The sequence below is a fragment of the Actinomadura sp. K4S16 genome, from assembly GCF_008327685.1.
Lineage (GTDB): Bacteria > Actinomycetota > Actinomycetes > Streptosporangiales > Streptosporangiaceae > Spirillospora.
On record NZ_BDDE01000015.1, the window covers coordinates 543,127 to 562,686 of the forward strand.

Annotated in this window: 15 protein-coding genes; 4 read left to right on the forward strand and 11 right to left on the reverse strand. The window is 73.3% G+C overall.

The features are described from left to right. Positions 1–31: 31 nt before the first annotated feature. Genes K4S16_RS23720 through K4S16_RS23740 form a run of 5 tightly spaced genes read right to left on the reverse strand, consistent with a single transcriptional unit; the run spans position 32 to position 4,888 of the window. Complete coding sequence (locus K4S16_RS23720; RefSeq protein WP_149261170.1) at positions 32–886, reverse strand: aldehyde dehydrogenase; 855 nt, start codon at positions 884–886, stop codon at positions 32–34. Beyond that, on the reverse strand, positions 879–2,309 hold the full coding sequence (locus tag K4S16_RS23725) for an aldehyde dehydrogenase family protein (protein ID WP_149261171.1): 1,431 nt from the start codon (positions 2,307–2,309) through the stop codon (positions 879–881). The genes K4S16_RS23720 and K4S16_RS23725 overlap by 8 nt, the downstream gene beginning before the upstream one ends. 2 nt (positions 2,310–2,311) lie before the next feature. After that, a complete protein-coding gene (gene deoC / locus K4S16_RS23730; protein ID WP_149261172.1) occupies positions 2,312–3,241 on the reverse strand; it encodes a deoxyribose-phosphate aldolase in 930 nt (309 codons plus the stop codon). Between the two features lie 43 nt (positions 3,242–3,284). Then, positions 3,285–4,355, reverse strand: a complete 1,071-nt coding sequence (locus K4S16_RS23735) for a hypothetical protein (RefSeq protein ID WP_149261173.1) — start codon at positions 4,353–4,355, stop codon at positions 3,285–3,287. Next, the gene (locus K4S16_RS23740; protein ID WP_235037016.1) at positions 4,352–4,888 is read right to left on the reverse strand and encodes a SigE family RNA polymerase sigma factor; all 537 of its coding nucleotides are present in this window, start codon (positions 4,886–4,888) and stop codon (positions 4,352–4,354) included. The genes K4S16_RS23735 and K4S16_RS23740 overlap by 4 nt, the downstream gene beginning before the upstream one ends. Before the next feature lie 119 nt (positions 4,889–5,007). Here K4S16_RS23740 and K4S16_RS23745 point away from each other — a divergent pair, with 119 nt between their 5' ends. Both K4S16_RS23745 and K4S16_RS23750 read left to right on the forward strand, forming a co-directional pair. Next, entirely contained in the window at positions 5,008–6,969 is a 1,962-nt protein-coding gene (locus K4S16_RS23745) for an acyl-CoA dehydrogenase family protein (protein WP_149261174.1), read from the forward strand. A 171-nt stretch (positions 6,970–7,140) separates the two neighbouring features. Beyond that, positions 7,141–7,962, forward strand: coding sequence for a bifunctional 2-polyprenyl-6-hydroxyphenol methylase/3-demethylubiquinol 3-O-methyltransferase UbiG (locus tag K4S16_RS23750; RefSeq protein WP_149261175.1), 822 nt, complete (start codon positions 7,141–7,143; stop codon positions 7,960–7,962). Between the two features lie 308 nt (positions 7,963–8,270). Here K4S16_RS23750 and K4S16_RS46720 read toward each other — a convergent pair whose 3' ends face one another. From K4S16_RS46720 to K4S16_RS23765, 3 genes are all read right to left on the reverse strand, one after another. Beyond that, positions 8,271–11,159 (reverse strand): helix-turn-helix transcriptional regulator, encoded by a 2,889-nt coding sequence (locus tag K4S16_RS46720; protein ID WP_305790873.1) that lies wholly within the window; start codon positions 11,157–11,159, stop codon positions 8,271–8,273. Positions 11,160–11,201: 42 nt separating this feature from the next. Then, the gene (locus K4S16_RS23760) at positions 11,202–12,233 is read right to left on the reverse strand and encodes a CaiB/BaiF CoA-transferase family protein (protein WP_149261176.1); all 1,032 of its coding nucleotides are present in this window, start codon (positions 12,231–12,233) and stop codon (positions 11,202–11,204) included. Positions 12,234–12,411: 178 nt separating this feature from the next. Further along, entirely contained in the window at positions 12,412–13,149 is a 738-nt protein-coding gene (locus K4S16_RS23765; protein ID WP_149261177.1) for a hypothetical protein, read from the reverse strand. A gap of 195 nt (positions 13,150–13,344) precedes the next feature. On the opposite strand from K4S16_RS23765, the gene K4S16_RS23770 reads away from it, so the two are divergent. Together K4S16_RS23770 and K4S16_RS23775 are read left to right on the forward strand one after the other, a co-directional pair. After that, positions 13,345–14,733: an MFS transporter gene (locus K4S16_RS23770; RefSeq protein WP_149261178.1), complete on the forward strand. Its 1,389-nt coding sequence runs from the start codon at positions 13,345–13,347 to the stop codon at positions 14,731–14,733. Positions 14,734–14,758: 25 nt separating this feature from the next. After that, on the forward strand, positions 14,759–16,303 hold the full coding sequence (locus K4S16_RS23775; RefSeq protein WP_149261179.1) for an AMP-binding protein: 1,545 nt from the start codon (positions 14,759–14,761) through the stop codon (positions 16,301–16,303). A 67-nt stretch (positions 16,304–16,370) separates the two neighbouring features. On the opposite strand, the gene K4S16_RS23780 is transcribed toward K4S16_RS23775, so the two are convergent. From K4S16_RS23780 to K4S16_RS23790, 3 genes are read right to left on the reverse strand one after another with little or no spacing between them, the layout of a single operon-like run. Next, positions 16,371–17,465 carry a DUF6183 family protein gene (locus K4S16_RS23780; RefSeq protein ID WP_149261180.1) on the reverse strand — a complete coding sequence of 365 codons (1,095 nt, stop codon included), beginning with the start codon at positions 17,463–17,465 and terminating at the stop codon, positions 16,371–16,373. Between the two features lie 37 nt (positions 17,466–17,502). Next, entirely contained in the window at positions 17,503–18,309 is an 807-nt protein-coding gene (locus K4S16_RS23785) for an enoyl-CoA hydratase/isomerase family protein (protein WP_200842049.1), read from the reverse strand. Positions 18,310–18,361: 52 nt separating this feature from the next. Further along, positions 18,362–19,507 carry an acetyl-CoA C-acetyltransferase gene (locus K4S16_RS23790; protein WP_149261181.1) on the reverse strand — a complete coding sequence of 382 codons (1,146 nt, stop codon included), beginning with the start codon at positions 19,505–19,507 and terminating at the stop codon, positions 18,362–18,364. Positions 19,508–19,560: the final 53 nt, after the last annotated feature.

Sequence of the window (19,560 nt, forward strand, 5' to 3'; positions counted from 1 at the left end):
TGACCCTCTACACACGCAGCGTCATTTCAGCTCAGACGCCCACCGGATGCCAGACCGTCTTGGTCTCCAGGAAAGCGGTCATCCGCGCGGTTCCCGGCTCGCCCGTCCAGTCCTCGTCCGCGGGGCGCAGGACCCTCTTGAGGTTCTCGGCCGCCTTCTCTTCCAGTTCCTGGACGTGCTCGGGCGGCGCGCCGGCCAGGTCTATGGCGTTGACGTCCATGTGGGTCGCCAGCCAGGGCGCGATCTCGGTGCGCCGGCCCGTGAGGAGGTTGACGACACCGCCCGGCAGGTCGGAGGTGGCCAGCACCTCCGCCAGGGTGATCGACGGCAGCGGCGCCGGCTCGGAGGCGACCACCACGGCCGTGTTGCCGGACACGATGACCGGGGCCAGGACGGAGACCAGGCCCAGCAGCGGCGAGTCGGGCGCGACGACGGCGACGACGCCGGTGGGCTCGGGCGTGGAGAAGTTGAAGAACGGCCCCGACACGGGGTTGGCGGCCCCGGCGACGGCGCTCAGCTTGTCGGCCCAGCCCGCGTACCAGACCCACCGGTCGACGGCGGCGTCCACCTCGGTCCCGGCGGCGCCCTTGGACGCGCCGGCCTGGCGCAGCTCGTCCACGAACTGGTCGCGGCGGCCCTCCAGCATCTCGGCGATCCGGTAGAGGATCTGGCCGCGGTTGTAGGCGGTCCGCCCGGACCAGCCGGGGAAGGCCTTGCGGGCGGCGACCACGGCGTCGCGGGCGTCCTTGCGGGACGCCTGGGAGGCGTTGGCGAGGAAGCGGCCCTTGGAGTCGGTCACGGGGTAGGACCTGCCGGATTCGGACCGGGGGAACGCGCCCCCGATGTACAGCTTGTAGGTCTTGCGGACGGCGAGACGGTCAGGCATTGAGGTAGGCCTCCAGTCCGTGGCGTCCGCCCTCGCGGCCGAACCCCGATTCCTTGTAGCCGCCGAACGGGGAGGCCGGGTCGAACTTGTTGAAGGTGTTGGCCCACACGACCCCGGCGCGGAGCCGCTGCGCCGTCCACAGGATCTGCGACCCCTTCTCGGTCCAGATGCCCGCCGACAGCCCGTACGGGGTGTTGTTGGCCTTGGTGACGGCCTCCTCCGGCGTGCGGAACGTCAGCACGGAAAGGACGGGCCCGAAGATCTCCTCGCGGGCGATCCGGTGCGACTGCGCCACCCCGGTGAACAGGGTGGGGGCGAACCAGAACCCCTGGGACGGCAGCTCGCAGGGCGGCGACCAGCGCTCGGCGCCCTCGGCCTCGCCGGCGTCCGACAGCTCCCGGATCCGCGCCAGCTGCGCGGCGGAGTTGATCGCGCCGATGTCGGTGTTCTTGTCGAGGGGGTCGCCGACCCGCAGCGTCGCCATCCGCGCCTTGAGCCGCTCCAGGACCTCCTCGGCGACCGACTCCTGCACCAGCAGCCGCGACCCGGCGCAGCACACGTGGCCCTGGTTGAAGAAGATGCCGTTGACGATGCCCTCGACGGCCTGGTCGAGCGCGGCGTCCTCGTAGACGATGTTGGCGGCCTTGCCGCCGAGCTCCAGCGTCAGCCTCCTGCCGGTTCCGGCGAGGGTGCGGGCGATCTGGCGGCCGACGTCGGTGGAGCCGGTGAAGGCGACCTTGTCGATGCCCGGGTGCGACACCAGGGCCGCGCCGGTCTCGCCGGCGCCGGTGACGATGTTGACGACGCCGGGCGGCAGCTCGGCCTGGCGGCAGATGTCGGCGAACAGCAGCGCCGTCAGCGGCGTGGTCTCGGCCGGCTTGAGGACGACGGTGTTGCCGCACGCCAGCGCGGGGGCGACCTTCCAGGCCAGCATCAGCAGCGGGAAGTTCCACGGGATGACCTGCCCGGCCACCCCGAGGGGGCGGGGGTCGGGCCCGAAGCCGGCGTGGCGCAGCTTGTCGGCCCAGCCCGCGTAGTAGAAGAACCACGCCGCGACCAGCGGGACGTCCACGTCCCGCGACTCGCGGATCGGCTTGCCGTTGTCGATCGACTCCAGGACGGCCAGTTCCCGCGCCCGCTCCTGAATGATTCGCGCGATCCGGTACAGGTACTTGGCCCGCTCGGTCCCGGGCATCGGGCCCCAGACCTTGTCGTAGGCGGTGCGGGCGGCCCGCACGGCGCGGTCGACGTCCGCCTCGTCCGCGCACGCGATGTCGGCCAGGACGCTCTCGTCGGCCGGGTTGATCGACTTGAACGGCTCGCCGTGCCCGTCGGTGAACTCGCCGTTGACGAACAGCCCGTAGGAGCCGCGGATGTCGACGACGGACCGGGACTCGGGTGCCGGCGCGTACTCGAAAACCATGATCAGTCCAGCGTGAAGTAGTCGGGACCGGAGTACACCCCGGTGGCGAGCTTGCGGCGCTGCATCAGCAGGTCGTTCAACACCGAGGAGGCCCCCAGCCGGAACCACTCGGGCGTCAGCCAGTCGGGGCCGGCGGTCTCGTTCACCAGCACCAGGTACTTGATCGCGTCCTTGGTGGTGCGGATCCCGCCCGCGGGCTTGACCCCGACCTGCCGCCCGGTGGCGGCCCGGTAGTCGCGGACGGCCTCCAGCATGACCAGGGTGACCGGCAGCGTCGCCGCGGGCGACACCTTCCCGGTCGAGGTCTTGATGAAGTCGGCCCCGGCGCGCATCGCGAGCCAGGAGGCCCGCCGCACGTTGTCGTAGGTGGCGAGCTCGCCGGTCTCCAGGATCACCTTCAGGTGCGCGGGCCCGCACGCGTCCTTGACCGCGACGATCTCGTCGGACACCTTGGTGTAGTCGCCGGACAGGAACGCGCCCCGGTCGATCACCATGTCGATCTCGGCCGCCCCCGCCGCCACCGCGGCCCGGGTGTCGGCGAGCTTGGCCTCCATCGGCGCCCGCCCGGACGGGAAGGCCGTCGCCACGCTGGCGACGCCGATCCCCGTCCCGTCGAGGGCCCGGACCGCGGTCTCGACCATGTCGGGGTACACGCAGACGGCGGCCACCTTCGGCGCCGAGGCGTCCGCCGGGTCGGGGTGCGCGGCCTTGGCGCACAGCGCCCGCACCTTCCCCGCCGTGTCCGCGCCTTCCAGCGTGGTCAGGTCCACCATCGAGATCGCCAGGTCGATCGCCGCGGCCTTCGCCGACGTCTTGATCGACCGGGTGGCGAGCCGCGCCGCCCGCTCCTCGGCGCCGACCCGGTCCACGCCGGGGAGGCCGTGCAGGAAGGCGCGCAGCTCGGCGGCGCTGTTCAGAGTCTCCGTTGACACTCCCCAAGCATCGCCGAACTACGCCCCAGGCACAAAACGGACCTCAGCGGAGCGGCTCCGTCGTCCACCGCGCGGGGTCGGTGCCGAGCGGCGTCGTCCGTCGGTAGAGGCCCGTCACGCCGCCTCCGGCCTGGAGGCGGCGCAGCGGCTCCCCGGTCGCGTTGATCTCGATGTCGAAGCCGCGCACTCCGTAGACCCTGAGGATCTGCGACTTCGCCGGGGGCACCAGGCCGACATTCGGCCCGGGGTTCGGCCCGGTGTGCGGCAGCCGCGTGTCGAACGCCGGATGCCCGTCGACGGTGGTGTTGGGCTGGAACACCCCGCCCCTCCGCGCAGCGGCCGGCTGCAGCGAGATGAGCAGGTCGCCGTCCCGTCCGGGGACGGCGAGCGAGATCATGACCTCCGCGGGGGCGGCGACCCAGGTCCTCGTGGCCCTGAGCCCGTCCGGGAGCCCGGTGACGCGCACGGGGAACGCCGCCGGGCGGTCGCCGCCGAACCTCACCCCCGCCGCGATGCGCTGGACGGTCACCGGGTCGGCGACGGCGCGGTCGTTGACCGTCAGCACGGCCCAGCTCTTCGGCCGGTACTCCCACCGGAACTCGGCCGGCACCTGGTCCGACCCCGGCCCGCCGGGCTTGATCGACCAGTAGGCGGGCCGCCCGCCGACCGGCGCGGCCTTCGTCAGGTGCCCCTTCCCGCCTCCCGGCAGCAGCGGCACGCCCGGCGAGACCCCGGGCGGGCCCACGCTCACCTCGATGGCCGTGCTGCCCGGCCCGCGCCCGGCCGACACCGTGAACACCGTCCCCCGCTGGGCGTCCTGCGCCACCCGCGTCCGCGCGTAGCCGGGGGGCAGCCACCCGAACGCGGCCTTCTCGATCAGCGGGCTCGGAAACCTGGCCGGCCCGGCCACCGCGCTCGGACGCTCCGCCGAGGACGAGGGGAGCACCGTGATCCCGGCGACGCCCGCCGCGACCCCCGCGGCGACGGCCGCGACGGCGGCCCGCCTCGTCCGCCGGATCCGCCGCGCCCGCGCCACCGCCGCCGCGACGTCCACGGCCGAGACGGGGGCGGGGGCGTCGGCGAGGCGCTCCAGCCTCTCCTTGAGGTCGTTCATGCCAGCTTCTCCCCTTCCGCGAGATCCCGTGCCGGCTCCAGCGCGCGCCGCAGCGCGTCCAGCCCCCGCGCGGTCTGGCTCTTCACCGTCCCGGCCGAGCAGTCCAGGACGTCGGCGGCCTGCTCGATCGACAGGTCGCAGTAGAACCGCAGCACCACGGCGGCCCGCTGCCTCGGCGGCAGGGCCGCCAGCGCCGCCCGCAGGTCGATCCGGCCCGCGTGGTCGGCGGACTCGGCGGCCTCCTCCGGCATCCGCTCGACGATCCGGACCCGCTGCCGCCACCCGCCCCGCTGCTCGGCGAGGAACACCCTGACCAGCACCGTCCGCGCGTACCCGTCGACGTTCTCGGCCGCCGACGCCTTCCGCCAGTGCAGGTACAGCCGCGTGATCGCGGACTGGACGAGGTCGTCCGCCCGGTGCCAGTCCTGGCACAGCAGGTACGCGACCCGCCGTAACCACGTCATCCGCGCCGTCACGTAGGCGGTGAACTCCTCGTCACGGCTCGCCGTCCGCGCGCTGCTCGACTGCTCCACATCCTCCTGATGCGCCGTCCCCCACAAAAGGTTGCATCTCCGACCGAATCACCTCTAATTGCCTCCCCGTCGCGGGCGGGGGCGGGTTTCCCACCCCGGTCACGGGAAATCCCGACCCCATGAGCCAGCGAACCCAAGAGCACGTCGACGAGCGGACGGCCCGCAAGGTGGCCGAGGAGGCACGCGAGACCGAATGGCGGCTGCCGAGCTTCGGCAGGCAGCTGTTCCTCGGCGGCCTCCGCCTCGATCTGATCCACCCGCATCCGCGCCCGTCCGGGGACCAGCGGGCGAAGGGCGAGGAGTTCCTCGCCCGGCTCGCGGAGTTCTGCGCCGCCGAGGTCGACCCGGCGCGGATCGAGCGGGAGGCGCGCATCCCGGACGAGGTCGTGCGGGGCCTGCGCGACCTCGGCGCGCTCGGCATGAAGATCCCGGAGAAGTACGGCGGGCTGGGGCTCAGCCAGCTCTACTACGGCCGCGCGCTGATGCTCGTCGGGTCGGTCAGCCCGGCGCTCGGCGCGCTGCTGTCGGCGCACCAGTCGATCGGCGTCCCGCAGCCGGTCAAGATGTTCGGCACGCGGGAGCAGAAGGACGCGTGGCTGCCGCGCTGCGCCAGGGAGGTCAGCGCGTTCCTGCTCACCGAGCCCGACGTCGGGTCCGACCCGGCGCGGCTGCGCGCCACCGCCGTGCCGGACGGGGACGACTACGTCCTCAACGGCGTCAAGCTGTGGACGACCAACGGCGTCGTGGCCGACCTCGTCGTGGTGATGGCGCGCGTCCCGAAGTCGGAGGGGCACCGCGGCGGCATCTCGGCGTTCATCGTGGACATGTCCGCCCCCGGCATCACCGTCGAGAACCGCAACGCGTTCATGGGGCTGCGCGGCATCGAGAACGGCGTCACCCGGTTCCACGACGTGCGGGTCCCGAAGGCGAACCTGATCGGCACGGAGGGCGCCGGCCTGAAGGTCGCGCTGACCACGCTCAACACCGGCCGGCTGTCGCTGCCCGCGATCTGCGCGGCGAGCGGCAAGTGGGCCGCCGGTATCGCCCGGCAGTGGTCGAAGGAGCGGGTGCAGTGGGGCCGGCCGGTCGGCGAGCACGAGGCCGTCGCCACCAAGATCGCGTTCATCGCGGCGACCGCCTACGCGATGGAGGCGGTGCTCGACCTGTCCGGCCAGCTCGCCGACGACGAGCGCAACGACATCCGGATCGAGGCGGCCCTCGCCAAGCTGTGGTCGTCGGAGATGGCGTGCCGCGTGGCCGACGAGCTGGTGCAGCTGCGGGGCGGCCGCGGCTACGAGACGGCCGAGTCGCTCGCGGCGCGCGGCGAGCGCGGGGTGCCCGCCGAGCAGCTGCTCCGCGACCTGCGCATCAACCGGATCTTCGAGGGCTCCAGCGAGATCATGCATCTGCTGATCGCCCGCGAGGCCGTCGACGCGCACCTGTCGGTGGCCGGGGACATCATCGACCCGGACGCCTCCACCGGGGCGAAGGCGCGGGCCGCGGCGAAGGCGGGCGGGTTCTACGCGCGCTGGCTGCCGACGCTCGTCACCGGCGCCGGGCACCGCCCGAACGCCTACGCGGAGTTCGGCCCGCTGGCCCGGCACCTGCGGTACGTGGAGCGGGCGTCCCGCAAGCTGGCCCGCTCGATCTTCTACGCGGCCGGGCGCTGGCAGGGCGGCCTGGAGTACCGGCAGGGGTTCCTCGGCCGGATGGTCGACATCGGCGCCGAGCTGTTCGCCATGAGCGCCGTCTGCGTCCGCGCCCACGCCGACGCTTCCGAGGAAGGGCCGCTCGCCAGTACGGGCGCGAACGGCGCGGGGGCCGCGACGGCGCCCGGGAAGTCCGCCCTGCTGCTCGCCGACGCGTTCTGCCGGCAGTCGCGCGTCCGCGTCGAGGAGCTGTTCGACGGGCTGTGGCGCAACACCGACGCGATGGACGTGAAGCTGGCGCGGGCCGTCCTCGCCGGCCACTTCGCCTGGGTGGAGGAAGGCGTCCTCGACCCGTCCATCCCGGGGCCGTGGATCGCGCCGTCCGAGCCCGGCCCGAGCGGTGAGGAGGACGTGCACCGGACCATCGGCTGACCCGGCGGGCGGGTCGCGGGAGGGCGTCCCGCCGTCGCGGGGGCGTCCGGCATCGGGGCGGGGATAGACTGACCCGACCTTCGCGCCAGAGATCGAACCGTCCCGGGAGGACAGGGGAACGGTCCCGCGAACGAGAAGCCGAACGCCAACGCACCCAGCGAGCGGGAAGTAATGCAGCCATCCGGTCAGAAGAAGTCCATCGCAGGCACCCTCCTCAACCTCGTCGGCAGCGGCCCGAAGAAGGCCGGGCCGGCCGCCGGGCCCGCCCCTGACGGGGACGTCGTCCAGCCCGCCGCCGGTGAGGGCGCGCTGGAGAACCATCTGGGCGGGGACGAGGCCCGCAACTACCGCCAGTACGAGTACGAGACCGTCGCCCCGCACGTCGGCCGCTCCATGCTGGAGGTCGGCTCCGGCCTCGGGCACTTCTCCGAGCAGTTCGCCGGGCGCCTCGACTACCTCGTCGTCAGCGACAACGACCCCTACTGCGTCGGCGAGCTGCGCAAGCGCCACGAGGGCAACGACGACGTCGAGGTCATCGACCTGGCGCTGCCCGCCGACATCAAGATCCGGCGCAAGGTCGACACCGTCGTGATGATGAACGTCCTGGAGCACATCAAGGACGACGTCCAGGCGCTGCGCGACCTCGCCGCCGTGACCGAGCCCGGCGGCCGCATCGTCATCTGGGTGCCCGGCTACATGCAGCTCTACGGCGACTTCGACCGCAAGGTCGGGCACGTCACCCGGTACACGCCGGCGACGCTGGAGGCGTCGGTCCGCGAGGCCGGGCTGGTCCCCGAGGTGCTCAAGCCGATCAACTTCCTGGGCGGGATCGCCTGGTGGTTCGCGGTCCGCCGCGGCGGCGCCGGCTACCCCGACCCGAAGCTCGTCAAGATCTACGACCGGACGGTCGTACCGCTCACCCGCACGATCGAGCGCTTCGTCAAGCCTCCGTTCGGGCAGACGGTCTTCTGCGTCGCGCGGGTCCCGCGCTAGCGCTCCGCGCCTCGCGCGCACGGGGACGGGGACGGGGACGGGGACGGCTCACGAAAGCCGACCCGTCCCCGTCGTTATTTTCCTGGCGCGGACACGGTATGTCTCACTCCCCCTCCAGGCCCTGGACCGCAAGACTGTGCAGTGGCCGGACGGGGTCCCGGTCCGCCTCTCCGGGCGGAGAAGCACCGCCTGCTTCCGCGGGCCGCGGCCCCGAAGGGCCAGCCACGAAATTCCCGTGTGGTCCGACGGTTCGCGGTGGGGAATCCGGGAGGGGAGGTTCCCCACCGTGAATCAGCCGAGCGCGCGGCTCAGGCGCCGACCTTCGGGGTGGCGAACAGGGCCAGCCGATGCGCGGTCGCGGCGGCCTCGCCGCGGCTCGCCACCTCCAGCTTGCCGAGGATGTTCGACACGTGGACGCTGGCCGTCTTCACCGAGATGAACAGCTCCTCGGCGATGTCGCGGTTGCTGCGGCCCTCGGCGACCAGGCGCAGCACCTCGAACTCGCGGGGCGTCAGCCCGAGCGGCGCCGAGGCGTCGCCGCGGCGCGGCATCCGGGTGCGGCGCCGCAGGTCGGCGATCCCCTCCGCGAGCGGCCGGGCGCCCAGCCCGTCCGCGAGTTCGGCGGCGGTCTGCAGCGCCGCCGTGGCGGCCTCGTGGTCGCCGGCCGCGAGCGCGGCCTCCGCCGCGCGGGACAGGGCCCGCGCCCGGTAGTACGGGTTGGCGAGCGCCTCCCACGCCGCGGCGGCCTCCTCCCAGGCGGCCCGGTCGAGGATGCCCCGCGCCCGGGCCAGCTCGGCGGCGAACGTGCGGCAGTGCGCGTGCTGGAGCGGACCGCTCGCCCCGAGGCCGGCGGCGCGCTTCTCGAGCCGGCGCAGGCGGTCCTCGGCGGCGTCGCCGAGTTCGCCGCAGGCCGCCGCCCCGACGACGAGCGCCGGCCACGCGTAGCGGGCGTCGTCGGGCAGGCCGACGAGTTCGAGGACGGGATCCAGCGTGTCCAGCGCGGCCTCGGCGCGCCCCTCGGCGAGCGCGATGCTCGCGTCCAGCCAGAGGGTGCTGAAGTAGTCCTGCGTCTTGCGCCACTTCAGCCTGAGCTTCATGATCTCGCGCGACTGCGCGAGCCGCTCCTTGGCCGTCGCGAGGTCGCCGCGCACCAGTGCCACCCAGCCGGACAGGACGAGCAGCGAGGTGCGCGTCGTGATGGCCGGGTCCTGCTCCATGGCGTGGTTCATGACGGCCATGGCCTCGTCCCACCGGCCGAGTGAGACCAGCGGCTCCGCCTGGTTGATGGACAGGAACGTTCCCTGGGTGCGGGCCACGCCGTGCTCGCGGGCCAGTTCCGTGCCGCGCCCGGCGATGGCGGCGGCCTCCTCGTGCCGTCCGACGCCCTCCAGGAAGTGCGACTGGATCACGTAGTAGCGGAGCAGCACCTGGAAGTCGCCGCTGCGCTCGGCGGTCTCCCTGATCACGGTGAGGCGCCCCTCGTCCTCGTAGTCGGTGTGGGCGCAGAACAGCGTGATCAGCGCCTCGCTCTCCGCGACGGGGTCGCCGAGGGCGCGCGCGATGGCCAGCGACTCCAGTGCAGATTCGCGGGCCTCGTCCATGGAGGTGGTGATGCGCACGTAGTTGCCCAGCGTGGACAGCGCCCGGGCGCGCAGGATGCTCGGCGGTTCGACCGGCAGAGCCTCCACGGCGGCGCGCAGGTCTTCGACGAACCCCGGGCGCGCCACCTGGTACCGCATGCGGCCGCGCTGTTCGAGCAGCGCCGCCCAGCGGGCGGTGTCGCGCTCGCCGTCGGCGGCCTCGACCTCCTTCAGCGCGGCGGTGACGAGCTTGATGCCGCGGTCGTACTCCCCGGCGCGCTCGGCGGCGTTCGCCGCGCTCTCCAGGACCGTGATGTGGTCGGCGCCGATGCGCTCGGCCGCGTCGGGGACCTTGTCCCAGAGCTGCAGGACGCGTTCGAGCATCGCCAGGCACTCGGCGTAGGCGACCGCCTTGCGGGCCTCGCCCGCGGCGCGCCAGGACGCGACCAGCGCCCACGTGCTGTCGTGGGCCTGCGTCCAGTGGTAGCTCAGCTCGACCCAGAGCCGCCCGGCCGGGACGAGCCCGGGCTCCTTCTCCAGGGCCTCGGCGTAGCGGGTGTGGAGGCGCGTGTACTCGCCCGGCAGCAGGTCGTCGTGGACGGCCTCGCGGATCAGGGCGTGCCGGAACGCATAGCCGTCGCCGTCCACCACCAGGACGTTCGCGGCGACGGCGGGCCGCAGGACGCGGGTCAGCGCGGCGTCGTCGAGCCCGGACACGACGGCCAGGAGGGCGTGCTCGATGCGGGTGCTGCCGCCGCTGGCGTCGCGCAGCACCTCCTGCGTCTCCTCCGGGAGCCGCTGGACGCCGGCCAGCAGCAGGTCGCGCAGCGACTCCGGCAGCTCGCACGCCAGCGTGCCGTCGTCGTCGAGCAGCGCCTCGATGAACAGCGGGTTGCCCTCGCTGCGGGCCTCGATGCGCTCGACGAGGCCGGGCGGCGGCGTCTGGCCGAGCAGCTCGGTGACGAGCGCGGCGACGTCGGGGCGGGCCAGCCGGCCGAGCTCCACCCGGCGGACGCGTTCGAGGCGCTCCAGCCCGGCGAGCAGCGTGCGCAGCGGATGGGTGCGGTGCAGCTCGTCCGACCGGTACGTCATGACGATCAGCAGCGGCGCCGTGCCGAGGTTGCGGATCAGGAAGGCCAGCAGGTCGCGGGTGGAGCGGTCGGCCCAGTGGGCGTCCTCGATGACCAGCACGACGGGGCCGCGCTCGGCGAGCCGCTCCAGCAGCGCCAGCACGACCTCGAACAGCCGGGCGCGCTCCTCGCCGGACGCGGAGTCGCTCTCCGGCTCGCCGAACTCGGGCAGCAGCCGGGCGAGCGCGCCGGTGTCGCCGCGCGGGACGAGCCCGGCGACGCCGTCGATGCCGATGTCGCGGACGAGCCCGCGCAGAACGGTGGTGAACGGTGCGAAGGGCAGGCCGTCGGAGCCGAGCTCCAGGCAGCCGCCGACCAGCGTCCTGGCGTCGGCCTCCCGGGCGAACTCCCTGATCAGGCGGGTCTTGCCGAGCCCGGCGTCACCGCCGAGGAGCACGGCGCCCGGCGCGGCGGACAGGGCGTCCCGCAGCCGCCGCAGCTCGGCCGATCTGCCGATCAGGACGGAACTCATCGCGCGCGCGTTCACGTACCAAGCATGCCAAACAGATCGGACAATCCCACCTGTATATCACTCCGTGAGACGCCACATCTGGCCCCGGTGCTCGTCCAGCTCCGGGGCCGCTCCCCCCGCCAGGGGCGGATGGACGGCCGTCCGCACCGGCCCCTCGTCCTGGACCCCGCGCGACCGGAAGTGATCGAGTTCGAGCATCTCGGCGCGGGACAGCAACGGCGCCACCGGAGCCCCCGCCTCCGTGAGGCGCTCGATGGCCTCCGCCCGGGTGAGCCCCGCGACCGCGGCGGCGACCGCGCCGTCCAGCTCGCCGATCCGCTGGAGCCGCTCGGCGAACGGGACGCCGGCGTGCTCGCCGATGCCGAGCGCGCGGCAGGTCGCGGCCCAGAGCCGCTCCTCCGACACGACCCCCAGGGTGATCTTCTGGCCGTCCTTCGTGGGGTAGACGCCGTACCCGGGCACCGGCCCGACCCCCGATCGCCGCGTCGCGGCCGGGACGGTGCCCACCCAGTGCGCGAGGACGTCCGCCATCCCGAGGTCGATGCGGTCGCCGACCCCGGTGGCGCGGGCCTTGAGGCAGGCGGCGGTGATCGCGAACGCGGCCATCGTCGCGGCGGCCATGTCCGCGAGGGGCAGCTCGTCGGCCTCCGGGGAGACCGCGTCGGGCGGCAGCGCCGCCGCGTAGGCGCGGTAGTTGACGTCGTGCCCGGGGACGTCCGCGAGCGGCCCCTCGGCCCCGTACCCGGAGATCGAGCAGTAGACGAGCCGCGGGTTGAGCTCCCTCAGCGTCCCGTGGCCCACGCCGAGCCGCTCGGCCACGCCGGGACGGAACCCCTCGACGAAGACCTCGGCGTCACCGGCCAGCTCCTTGAGCGCGGCGAGCCCGTCCGCGGACTTCAGGTCGAGCACGATGCCGCGCTTGTGCCGGTTGAGGACGTCGAAGTGGTCGCGGAACATCCGCATCGGCTCCCCGCCGGGCGGCTCCACCTTGATCACGTCCGCGCCGAGCTGGGCGAGCAGCTGCGTGGCGTAGGGACCGGGCCGCCACATCGTCAGGTCGAGGACGCGCAGTCCGTCCAACGGCGCCATGGGGGGCTCCTCTCGGGTCGCCCGCCTCACGGTGCCCGCCCGCCCCCGCGCCGTCAACGGGAGTCTCGGAGGGTGGCCGTGGTCCCCCGATGTCCACGGCCACCGGACAGTCAGACGTCCGGCACCCCGTCGGAGTTCGCGCTCCGCCGAGAAAATTCGATCAAGGTGTCCCGGCCCGCTACTTCGCGGACGGGCGGCCCGCGATGAGGTCGCTCAGCCAGTCCCCGAAGCGCTGGACGGGCAGCCGGTACCGGCGTTCCCGGATCCGCGCCCGCCGCTCCTTTCGGGACCCCTCGGCGTAGCGGCGCCGGGCCCACGGCGAGTCCGGCCGGGCCAGCCGGACGGCCCCGATGATCGCGACCAGGCCGATGAACAGGCCGATGACGCCCGTCCAGACCTTGCCCTTGAGCAGCGCGATCAGCGCGACGCACAGGTTGAACAGCAGGACGCCCACGATCCCCCACACCCCGTCCCCGGCGGCGTCGTTCGCGCCCAGGGGCCGCAGGCCCAGCAGCATCAAGCCGCACAGCGCGACCGTGATGAAGACGACCTCGACCGACAGCCGGCCCTGCTCGCTCCAGTAGACGTCCTGGAGGTGCAGCACCAGCGCGAACTCGTCCAGGACGAGCGCCGTGCCCGCCCCGAACACGCCCGCGGCGGCCGCCGCCAGTCCGGACGTGCCGTCCTGCACCGCCAGCCCGCCCACGCCGCCGACGCACATGAACACGAGCCCGAACACGACGTGGTGGATGTGCTGCCCGCCGGGCGTCACGTTCCCGGGCCACCACCGCACCTGCCGCCGGATCATCCGCACGCTGAACCGGATGAACAGGAAGGCCAGGATGAACGCCACGAGGAAGCAGAACAGCCGGAGCCGCCCGGCGTCCGCGATCTCGCGCGTGAACCATGCCCCCACACCGCCCCTTTTCCCCGAGGCGGGTAAAGCCCACCCCAACCCCGCCGAGACCCACCGCAATCGGACCCGCGCAGCCCGGGTGCGCCGTCCTCGACCACCACCCGCCGCGAGGCCGGGAGCCCGCCCGGCGAGGGGCGCGACGCGCGCCGTTCGGACGGGTTTCCTTGATCAAAAAGCCGGGGTACGCTTCCGGCGATGCCGACATACGCACCTACTCGCGGTGCTCTGCTGCTCGGCCTCCTCGCCGCGAGCCAGGTGATGCTGCTGCTCGACCTGACGATCGTCAACGTCGCCCTGCCCAGCATCCAGCGGGACCTGGACACGTCCGCGGCCCAGCTCTCCTGGGTGGTCAACGCGTACACGCTGGTGTTCAGCGGCCTCCTGCTGCTCGGCGGACGAGCGGGCGACATCCTCGGGCACCGGCGGGTCTTCACCGCGGGGGCCGCGCTGTTCACCGCCGCCTCGCTCCTCGGCGGGCTGGCCGTCAACCCCGAACTGCTCCTCCTCGCGCGGGCCGGGCAGGGAGCAGGGGCCGCACTCGCCGGGCCCGCCTCCCTGGCGCTGATCTCGACGGGGTTCCCCGACGACCGCGCCAGGAACCGGGCCTACGCCGTCACCACGAGCGCCGGCAGCGTCGGCATGCTGCTCGGCCTGGTCGCCGGCGGGCTGCTGATCGAGTGGGGGACGTGGCGGTGGACGTTCCTCGTCAACGTCCCCGTCGGGGCCGCCGTGGTGGCGCTCTCCCGATGGTGCCTCCACGAGTCCCCGCGGATCAGGGGCCGCTTCGACGCGGCCGGGGCGCTCACCGCCACCGCCGGGATGACGCTCCTCGTCTACGGGGTCGTGCGCGCGGCCGAGTCCGGCTGGAGTGACGGCCCGGTCGCCGCCGCGCTCACCGCGGCGGCGGTCCTCCTGGCCCTGTTCGTCGCCGTGGAGGCGCGGGCCCCGCAGCCGATCATGTCGCTGGGGCTGCTGCGCGACCGGAACCGCGCGGGGGCCTGCGTCATGCGGCTGCTCCTCACCGCCGCGATGAGCGGCATGATGTTCTTCCTCACCCTCTACGTCCAGGGGGTCCTCGGGTACGGCCCGCTGGAGACCGGGCTGGCCTTCCTCCCCACCACGCTCACCGTGATCGCCGCGAACAGGGCCGTGCCGTCGCTGCTGGCGCGCGTCGGCCCGATGAAGGTCATGGCTGCCGGGTCCGTGCTCACCGTCATCGGGATGGCGTGGCTGACGCAGATCTCGGCGGCCAGCACCTACGTGTCCACGATCCTCGGGCCGGTGCTGCTCTTCGGCGCGGGCCACGGGCTGGTGTCGGTGGCGGCGACGGCGATCGCCATGACCGGCCTGCCCGCCGGCGAGCACGGCGGCGCGTCCGGCCTCATCCAGACCACGCAGGTCGGCGGGCCGCTCGGGATCGCCGTCCTCGTCGCCGTCTACGAGGAGGTGGACGGGAGCCGCGTCCAGTCGCTCGCCGGGGCCTTCACCGGCGCCCTGGTCCTTTCGCTGCTCATGCTCGTCACGGCCCTGACCGTCTTCCGCCGGGCGGCCGTCCGAGCACCCGCGTCCGCGGGAACGAGCTGATCACGCGCCATTCGGAGGAGACCCCGTGCACATCACCCACATCGTCCACCGGGCCCTGCAACTCGCTCCGGACGAGCCGGTCACTGCCTACGGCGACCGGTTCCGCACGGCGCGCGAGCAGGCCGACCGGGTGGCCCGCCTCGCCGGGGCCCTGCGGGAGCGCGGCGCGGGCGGCGGCGAACCCGTGGGGATGCTGGCCCTCGGCTCGGACCGCTACCTCGAGTTCTTCCTGGCCGTGGCGTGGGCGGACGGGGTGTTCCACCCGGTCAACCCCGCCTGGAGCACGCAGGAGATGATCTACGCGCTGGCCGAGTCGCGGACCCGGATCCTCTTCGTCGACGACGCGTTCCTGGACCGCCTGGGCGAGATCAGGGACGCCTGCCCCGAGCTGCGCGAGGTCGTCCACGTCGGCGACGGGCCGGCACCGGACGGCATGCCCGGGTTCGAGGAGCTGATCTCGCGCACGGAGCCGGTCGAGGACGCCCGCCGGGGCGGCGACGCGCCCGCCGGCATCGTCTACACCAGCGGGACGTCCGGACGCGCCAAGGGCGTCGTGGTCGCCCACGGCCGCCTGGTCCACTCGGCGATGACCATGCCGGCGCGGGTCCCGTGCCACGGCCTCCCCGGCGGGCACATGCTGATCACGTCGAACTTCTCCTCCATCTCCATGCTGGTGACCTGGCTGGTCCAGGGGATGTGGGGCGGGCTCACCGTCGTCCCGCGCACGACCGACGTCGACGGGCTCCTCGACGCGATCGAACGCCACAGGGTCACGCACGCGCCGTTCGCCCCCGGCACCCTGCAGCAGATCGTCGACCACCCCGGCATCGCCGCGCGCGACCTGTCCAGCATGCTGAGCATCGCCTACGGCGCGGCGCCCATCACCGAGGCCCTCCTGGGGAGGGTGATGGAGGCGTTCCCGAACGCCGCCTTCCACCAGTGGTACGGAATGAACGAGTTCGGCCTCGCCACGCTGCTGCCGCCGGAGGACCACGTCGCGGGCCGCAAGCTGCGCTCGGCGGGGCGGCCCGCGATCGGCGCCGAGGTGCGGATCGTCGACGACGCGGGCGCGGACCTGCCGCAGGGCGCGGTCGGGGAGATCATCGTCCGCACCGGCGCCCTGATGCTCGGCTACCTGAACAAGCCCGAGGAGACGGCGCGGACGCTCCGGGACGGCTGGATCCACACCGGCGACGGCGGATACCTGGACGAGGACGGCTACCTCCACATCGTCGACCGGATCAAGGACGTGATCAACGTCGACGGCTGGAACGTCTACTCCACCGAGGTGGAGCAGGCGGTCGCGTCCCATCCGGCGGTGGCCGCGGTCGCGGTGATCGGCATCCCGGACGACAAGCCGGGCGAGAAGGTGCACGCGGTCGTCGTCCTCAAGCACGGCCGCACGGCGAGCGAGGACGAGCTCCGGCGGCACTGCGAGCCGCTGATCGCCTGGAAGACGCCCACCAGCTACGAGTTCGTCGACGCCCTCCCCCTGTCGACCACCGGGAAGGTCCTCAAGCGCGAGCTGCGCAAGCCGTACTGGGCCGGAATGGACCGCCAGGTCCACTGACCGGCCGGGTCCCGCTGACGTGCGGTTGCGCCGGTGATCGGGCCCGGTTTCGTAGGCCGCCCGCGGGTCAGTCGGAGTCGGTGGCGGCTAGGACCGCCACCGTCCGGCGGTCGGGACGCAGGACGGCGATGCCGACGTCCAGCGGTTCGGCGACCCGCATGTGCCAGTCCGAGCCGTAGAAGAGCCAGGCGCACCGGTCGGCGGCCCGCTCGACCGCCGTGAAGTCGTCCCCGGGAAAGCCGACCAGGCCCGCCAGCGATTCCCACGACGCTCTGCGCGCGTCGCCCGCGCGCATGCGGGGCCCGTACGCGCCGCCGGACCCGGCCCCGTAGAAGAGCTCCCGCAGGACGTCGGGAGTCGTCACCCGCCGCACTCCGGTGACACCGGAGCGGGTGCTGAGGGCCGGAAGGGCGCGGACCAGTGAGGCGCCCAGGTCGGCGGGAGCCAGTGGACGGTCCAACTGGAACAGACCGGCCTCCAGGCATTCTTCGCCCGTCGGCCAGTTGCGGTAGGCACCCAGCGCCCGCCGGGCTTCGGGCCAGTCGACCGCCGTCACCCCGATGTCGAGGCCGGAGGGCCCCGGCGCGGCCTCACCGGGCGGACGCCAGCCCGCCGGGAGCCTACCCGGGTACCGGGGCAGCCCGTGGCGCCGCTCGGCCTCGGCCGGCCGCAGGGGCAGCTCCGCGAGCGGGTGCCCGGCGGCCCGCAGCCGCTCGGCGAACCCCTCGGCGGACGTCGCGTCGTAGCGCAGGGCCGTCTCCTGGAGCAGGCAGGCCGCGAGCTCGTCCGACGCCTCGGCATCGTCGAAGACCGCGAGGAGATGCTCGGGAGGTTGGGCGCAGGCCAGCCATTCGGCGACCTCGGGCAGGTCGTAGCGGAGGTCGCCGCACCACGCACGCCCCTTGGCCGCGAGGGCGCGGACGCTCGCGACACGGCCCGCGTCCCCGGGCGCGCCCGCCAGCCGCCGCAACGCGGCCTCGAAGCCGTAGCGCATCGGGTAGGTCGGCTTCTCCACCTCCAGCAGCGCGGCGAGCAGCCCTTCCAGCCACTCGGGCTCCGCCTTCTGGACGGTGTCGTCGGTCACCTTGACGGCCCTGCTCCAGTGCCGGTCCCTGTAGGTGTCCGCCAGCCCCATCCGCCGGACGGCCTCCCCGATCTCCATGGCCCGAAGTGTCACACACCCGGACCGGCCGGGCGGTTCAGCGGCCCTGGAAGTCCGGGGGGCGGTTCTCCAGGAAGGCGGTGATGCCCTCCTTGGCGTCCTCGGTGGCGGTCAGCTCGACCAGCTCGGACAACAGGTGGGCGACCTGGTCCTCCAGCGGGCGGCCCTCGATGGCGAAGAACGCGTCGCGGCCGCGGCGCAGGCCGACCGGGCTCTTGGACGCGATCACGCGGGCCAGCTCGTCCACCCGGGCGTCCAGCTCGGCGCGCGGGACGACCTCGGTGACCAGGCCGATGTCGCGGCCCTCGGCGGCGGTGACGCGGGCGCCGGTGTAGTAGAGCTTGAAGGCGTGCTTCGGGGCGACGTTCCGGTTGATGATCGCCATGATCATCATGGGCCAGAGGCCGACGTTGACCTCGGGGGTGGCGAGCTTGACGTCGTCGGCCGCGATCACCAGGTCGCAGGCGGCGGCGAGGCCGAGGCCGCCCGCGACGGCGTGCCCGGCCAGCCGCGCGATGATCGGTTTGCCGAGCTTGGGGAAGGCCGTGAAGAGGCGGAAGGGGGCGCTCTCGCGGATGGCGGCGGCGTCGGCCACCGAGCGGCCGTCCGCCTGCGCCTCGCCGAGGCCGCCGAGGTCGGCGCCCGCGCAGAACGCCCGGTCGCCGGCGCCCGTCAGGACGATCACCCGGACGTCGGGGTCGGCCTTGGCCCGGTCGAACGCGTCGAGCAGCTCGCCGATCATCCGGTCGCTGAGCGCGTTGCGGGCGTCGGGGCGGTTCAGCGTGATCCGCGCGATCCGCTCGTCCGCCGAATACAGGATCGTCTCGTACATGTCGCCGCCCATCCCCGAACGGTACCGCCCCCTGGAGCGGGCTCCAGGGGGCGGTCCGGTGGACTCAGATGCGCTCGATGATGGTGGCGTTGGCCTGGCCGCCGCCCTCGCACATCGTCTGGAGGCCGTAGCGGCCACCGGTGCGCTCCAGCTCGTGCAGCAGCTTGGTCATCAGGATGCCGCCGGTGGCGCCGAGCGGGTGCCCGAGGGCGATCGCGCCGCCGTTGGGGTTGGTCTTCTCCAGCGAGGCGCCGGTGTCGTGCGCCCACCCCATCGGGACCGGGGCGAACGCCTCGTTGACCTCGAAGACGTCGATGTCGTCGATCTTCAGCCCGCCGCGGTCCAGGGCCTTCTCGGTGGCGGGGATCGGGCCGGTCAGCATGTAGACCGGGTCGGAGCCGCACACGGCGAGGGTGTGGATGCGGGCGCGCGGGGTGAGGTTGTACCGCTTGACGGCCTCCTCGGAGGCGACCAGCACGGCGGAGGCGCCGATGGAGATCTGCGAGGCGACGGCGGCGGTCATCCGGCCGCCCTCGCGCAGGGTCTTCAGGCCCGCCATCTTCTCCAGCGTGGTGTCGGGGCGGGGGCCCTCGTCCTTGGACAGCCCGGCGATGGGGGCGATCTCGCGGTCGAAGTAGCCGGCCTCGATGGCCTTGGCGGCGCGCTGGTGGCTCTCCAGCGCGAACTTCTCCATGTCCTCGCGGCTGAGGCCCCACTTCTCCGCCATCAGCTCCGCGCCGCGGAACTGGGAGATCTCCTGCATGCCGTAGCGCTCGGCCCAGCCCTCGCCGTACGGGAAGGGCATGCCCTTCTCCATGGCCATGGCCACGGAGGAGCCCATCGGGACGATCGCCATCTGCTCGACGCCGGAGGCGACGACGAGGTCCTGGGTGCCCGACAGCACGCCCTGGGCGGCGAAGTGGATCGCCTGCTGGGACGATCCGCACTGCCGGTCGATGGTCACGCCGGGCACGCTCTCCGGCAGCCCGGCCGACAGCCACGCGGTGCGCGCGATGTCGAGGGACTGCGGGCCGACCTGCATGACACAGCCCATGATCACGTCTTCGACCGCGGAGGGGTCGACCCCGGTGCGGTTGACGAGCTCCTTGAGCACGTGGGCCCCGAGGTCGGCGGGGTGGACGTCCTTGAGGGCGCCCTTCTTGGTACCGACGGGGGTACGGACCGCGCCGACGATGTACGCCTCGGCCACTACGCCTCCAAAAATTGGGGTTCCGTCCCGAAACCGAGTGTGATTCGGTTAGT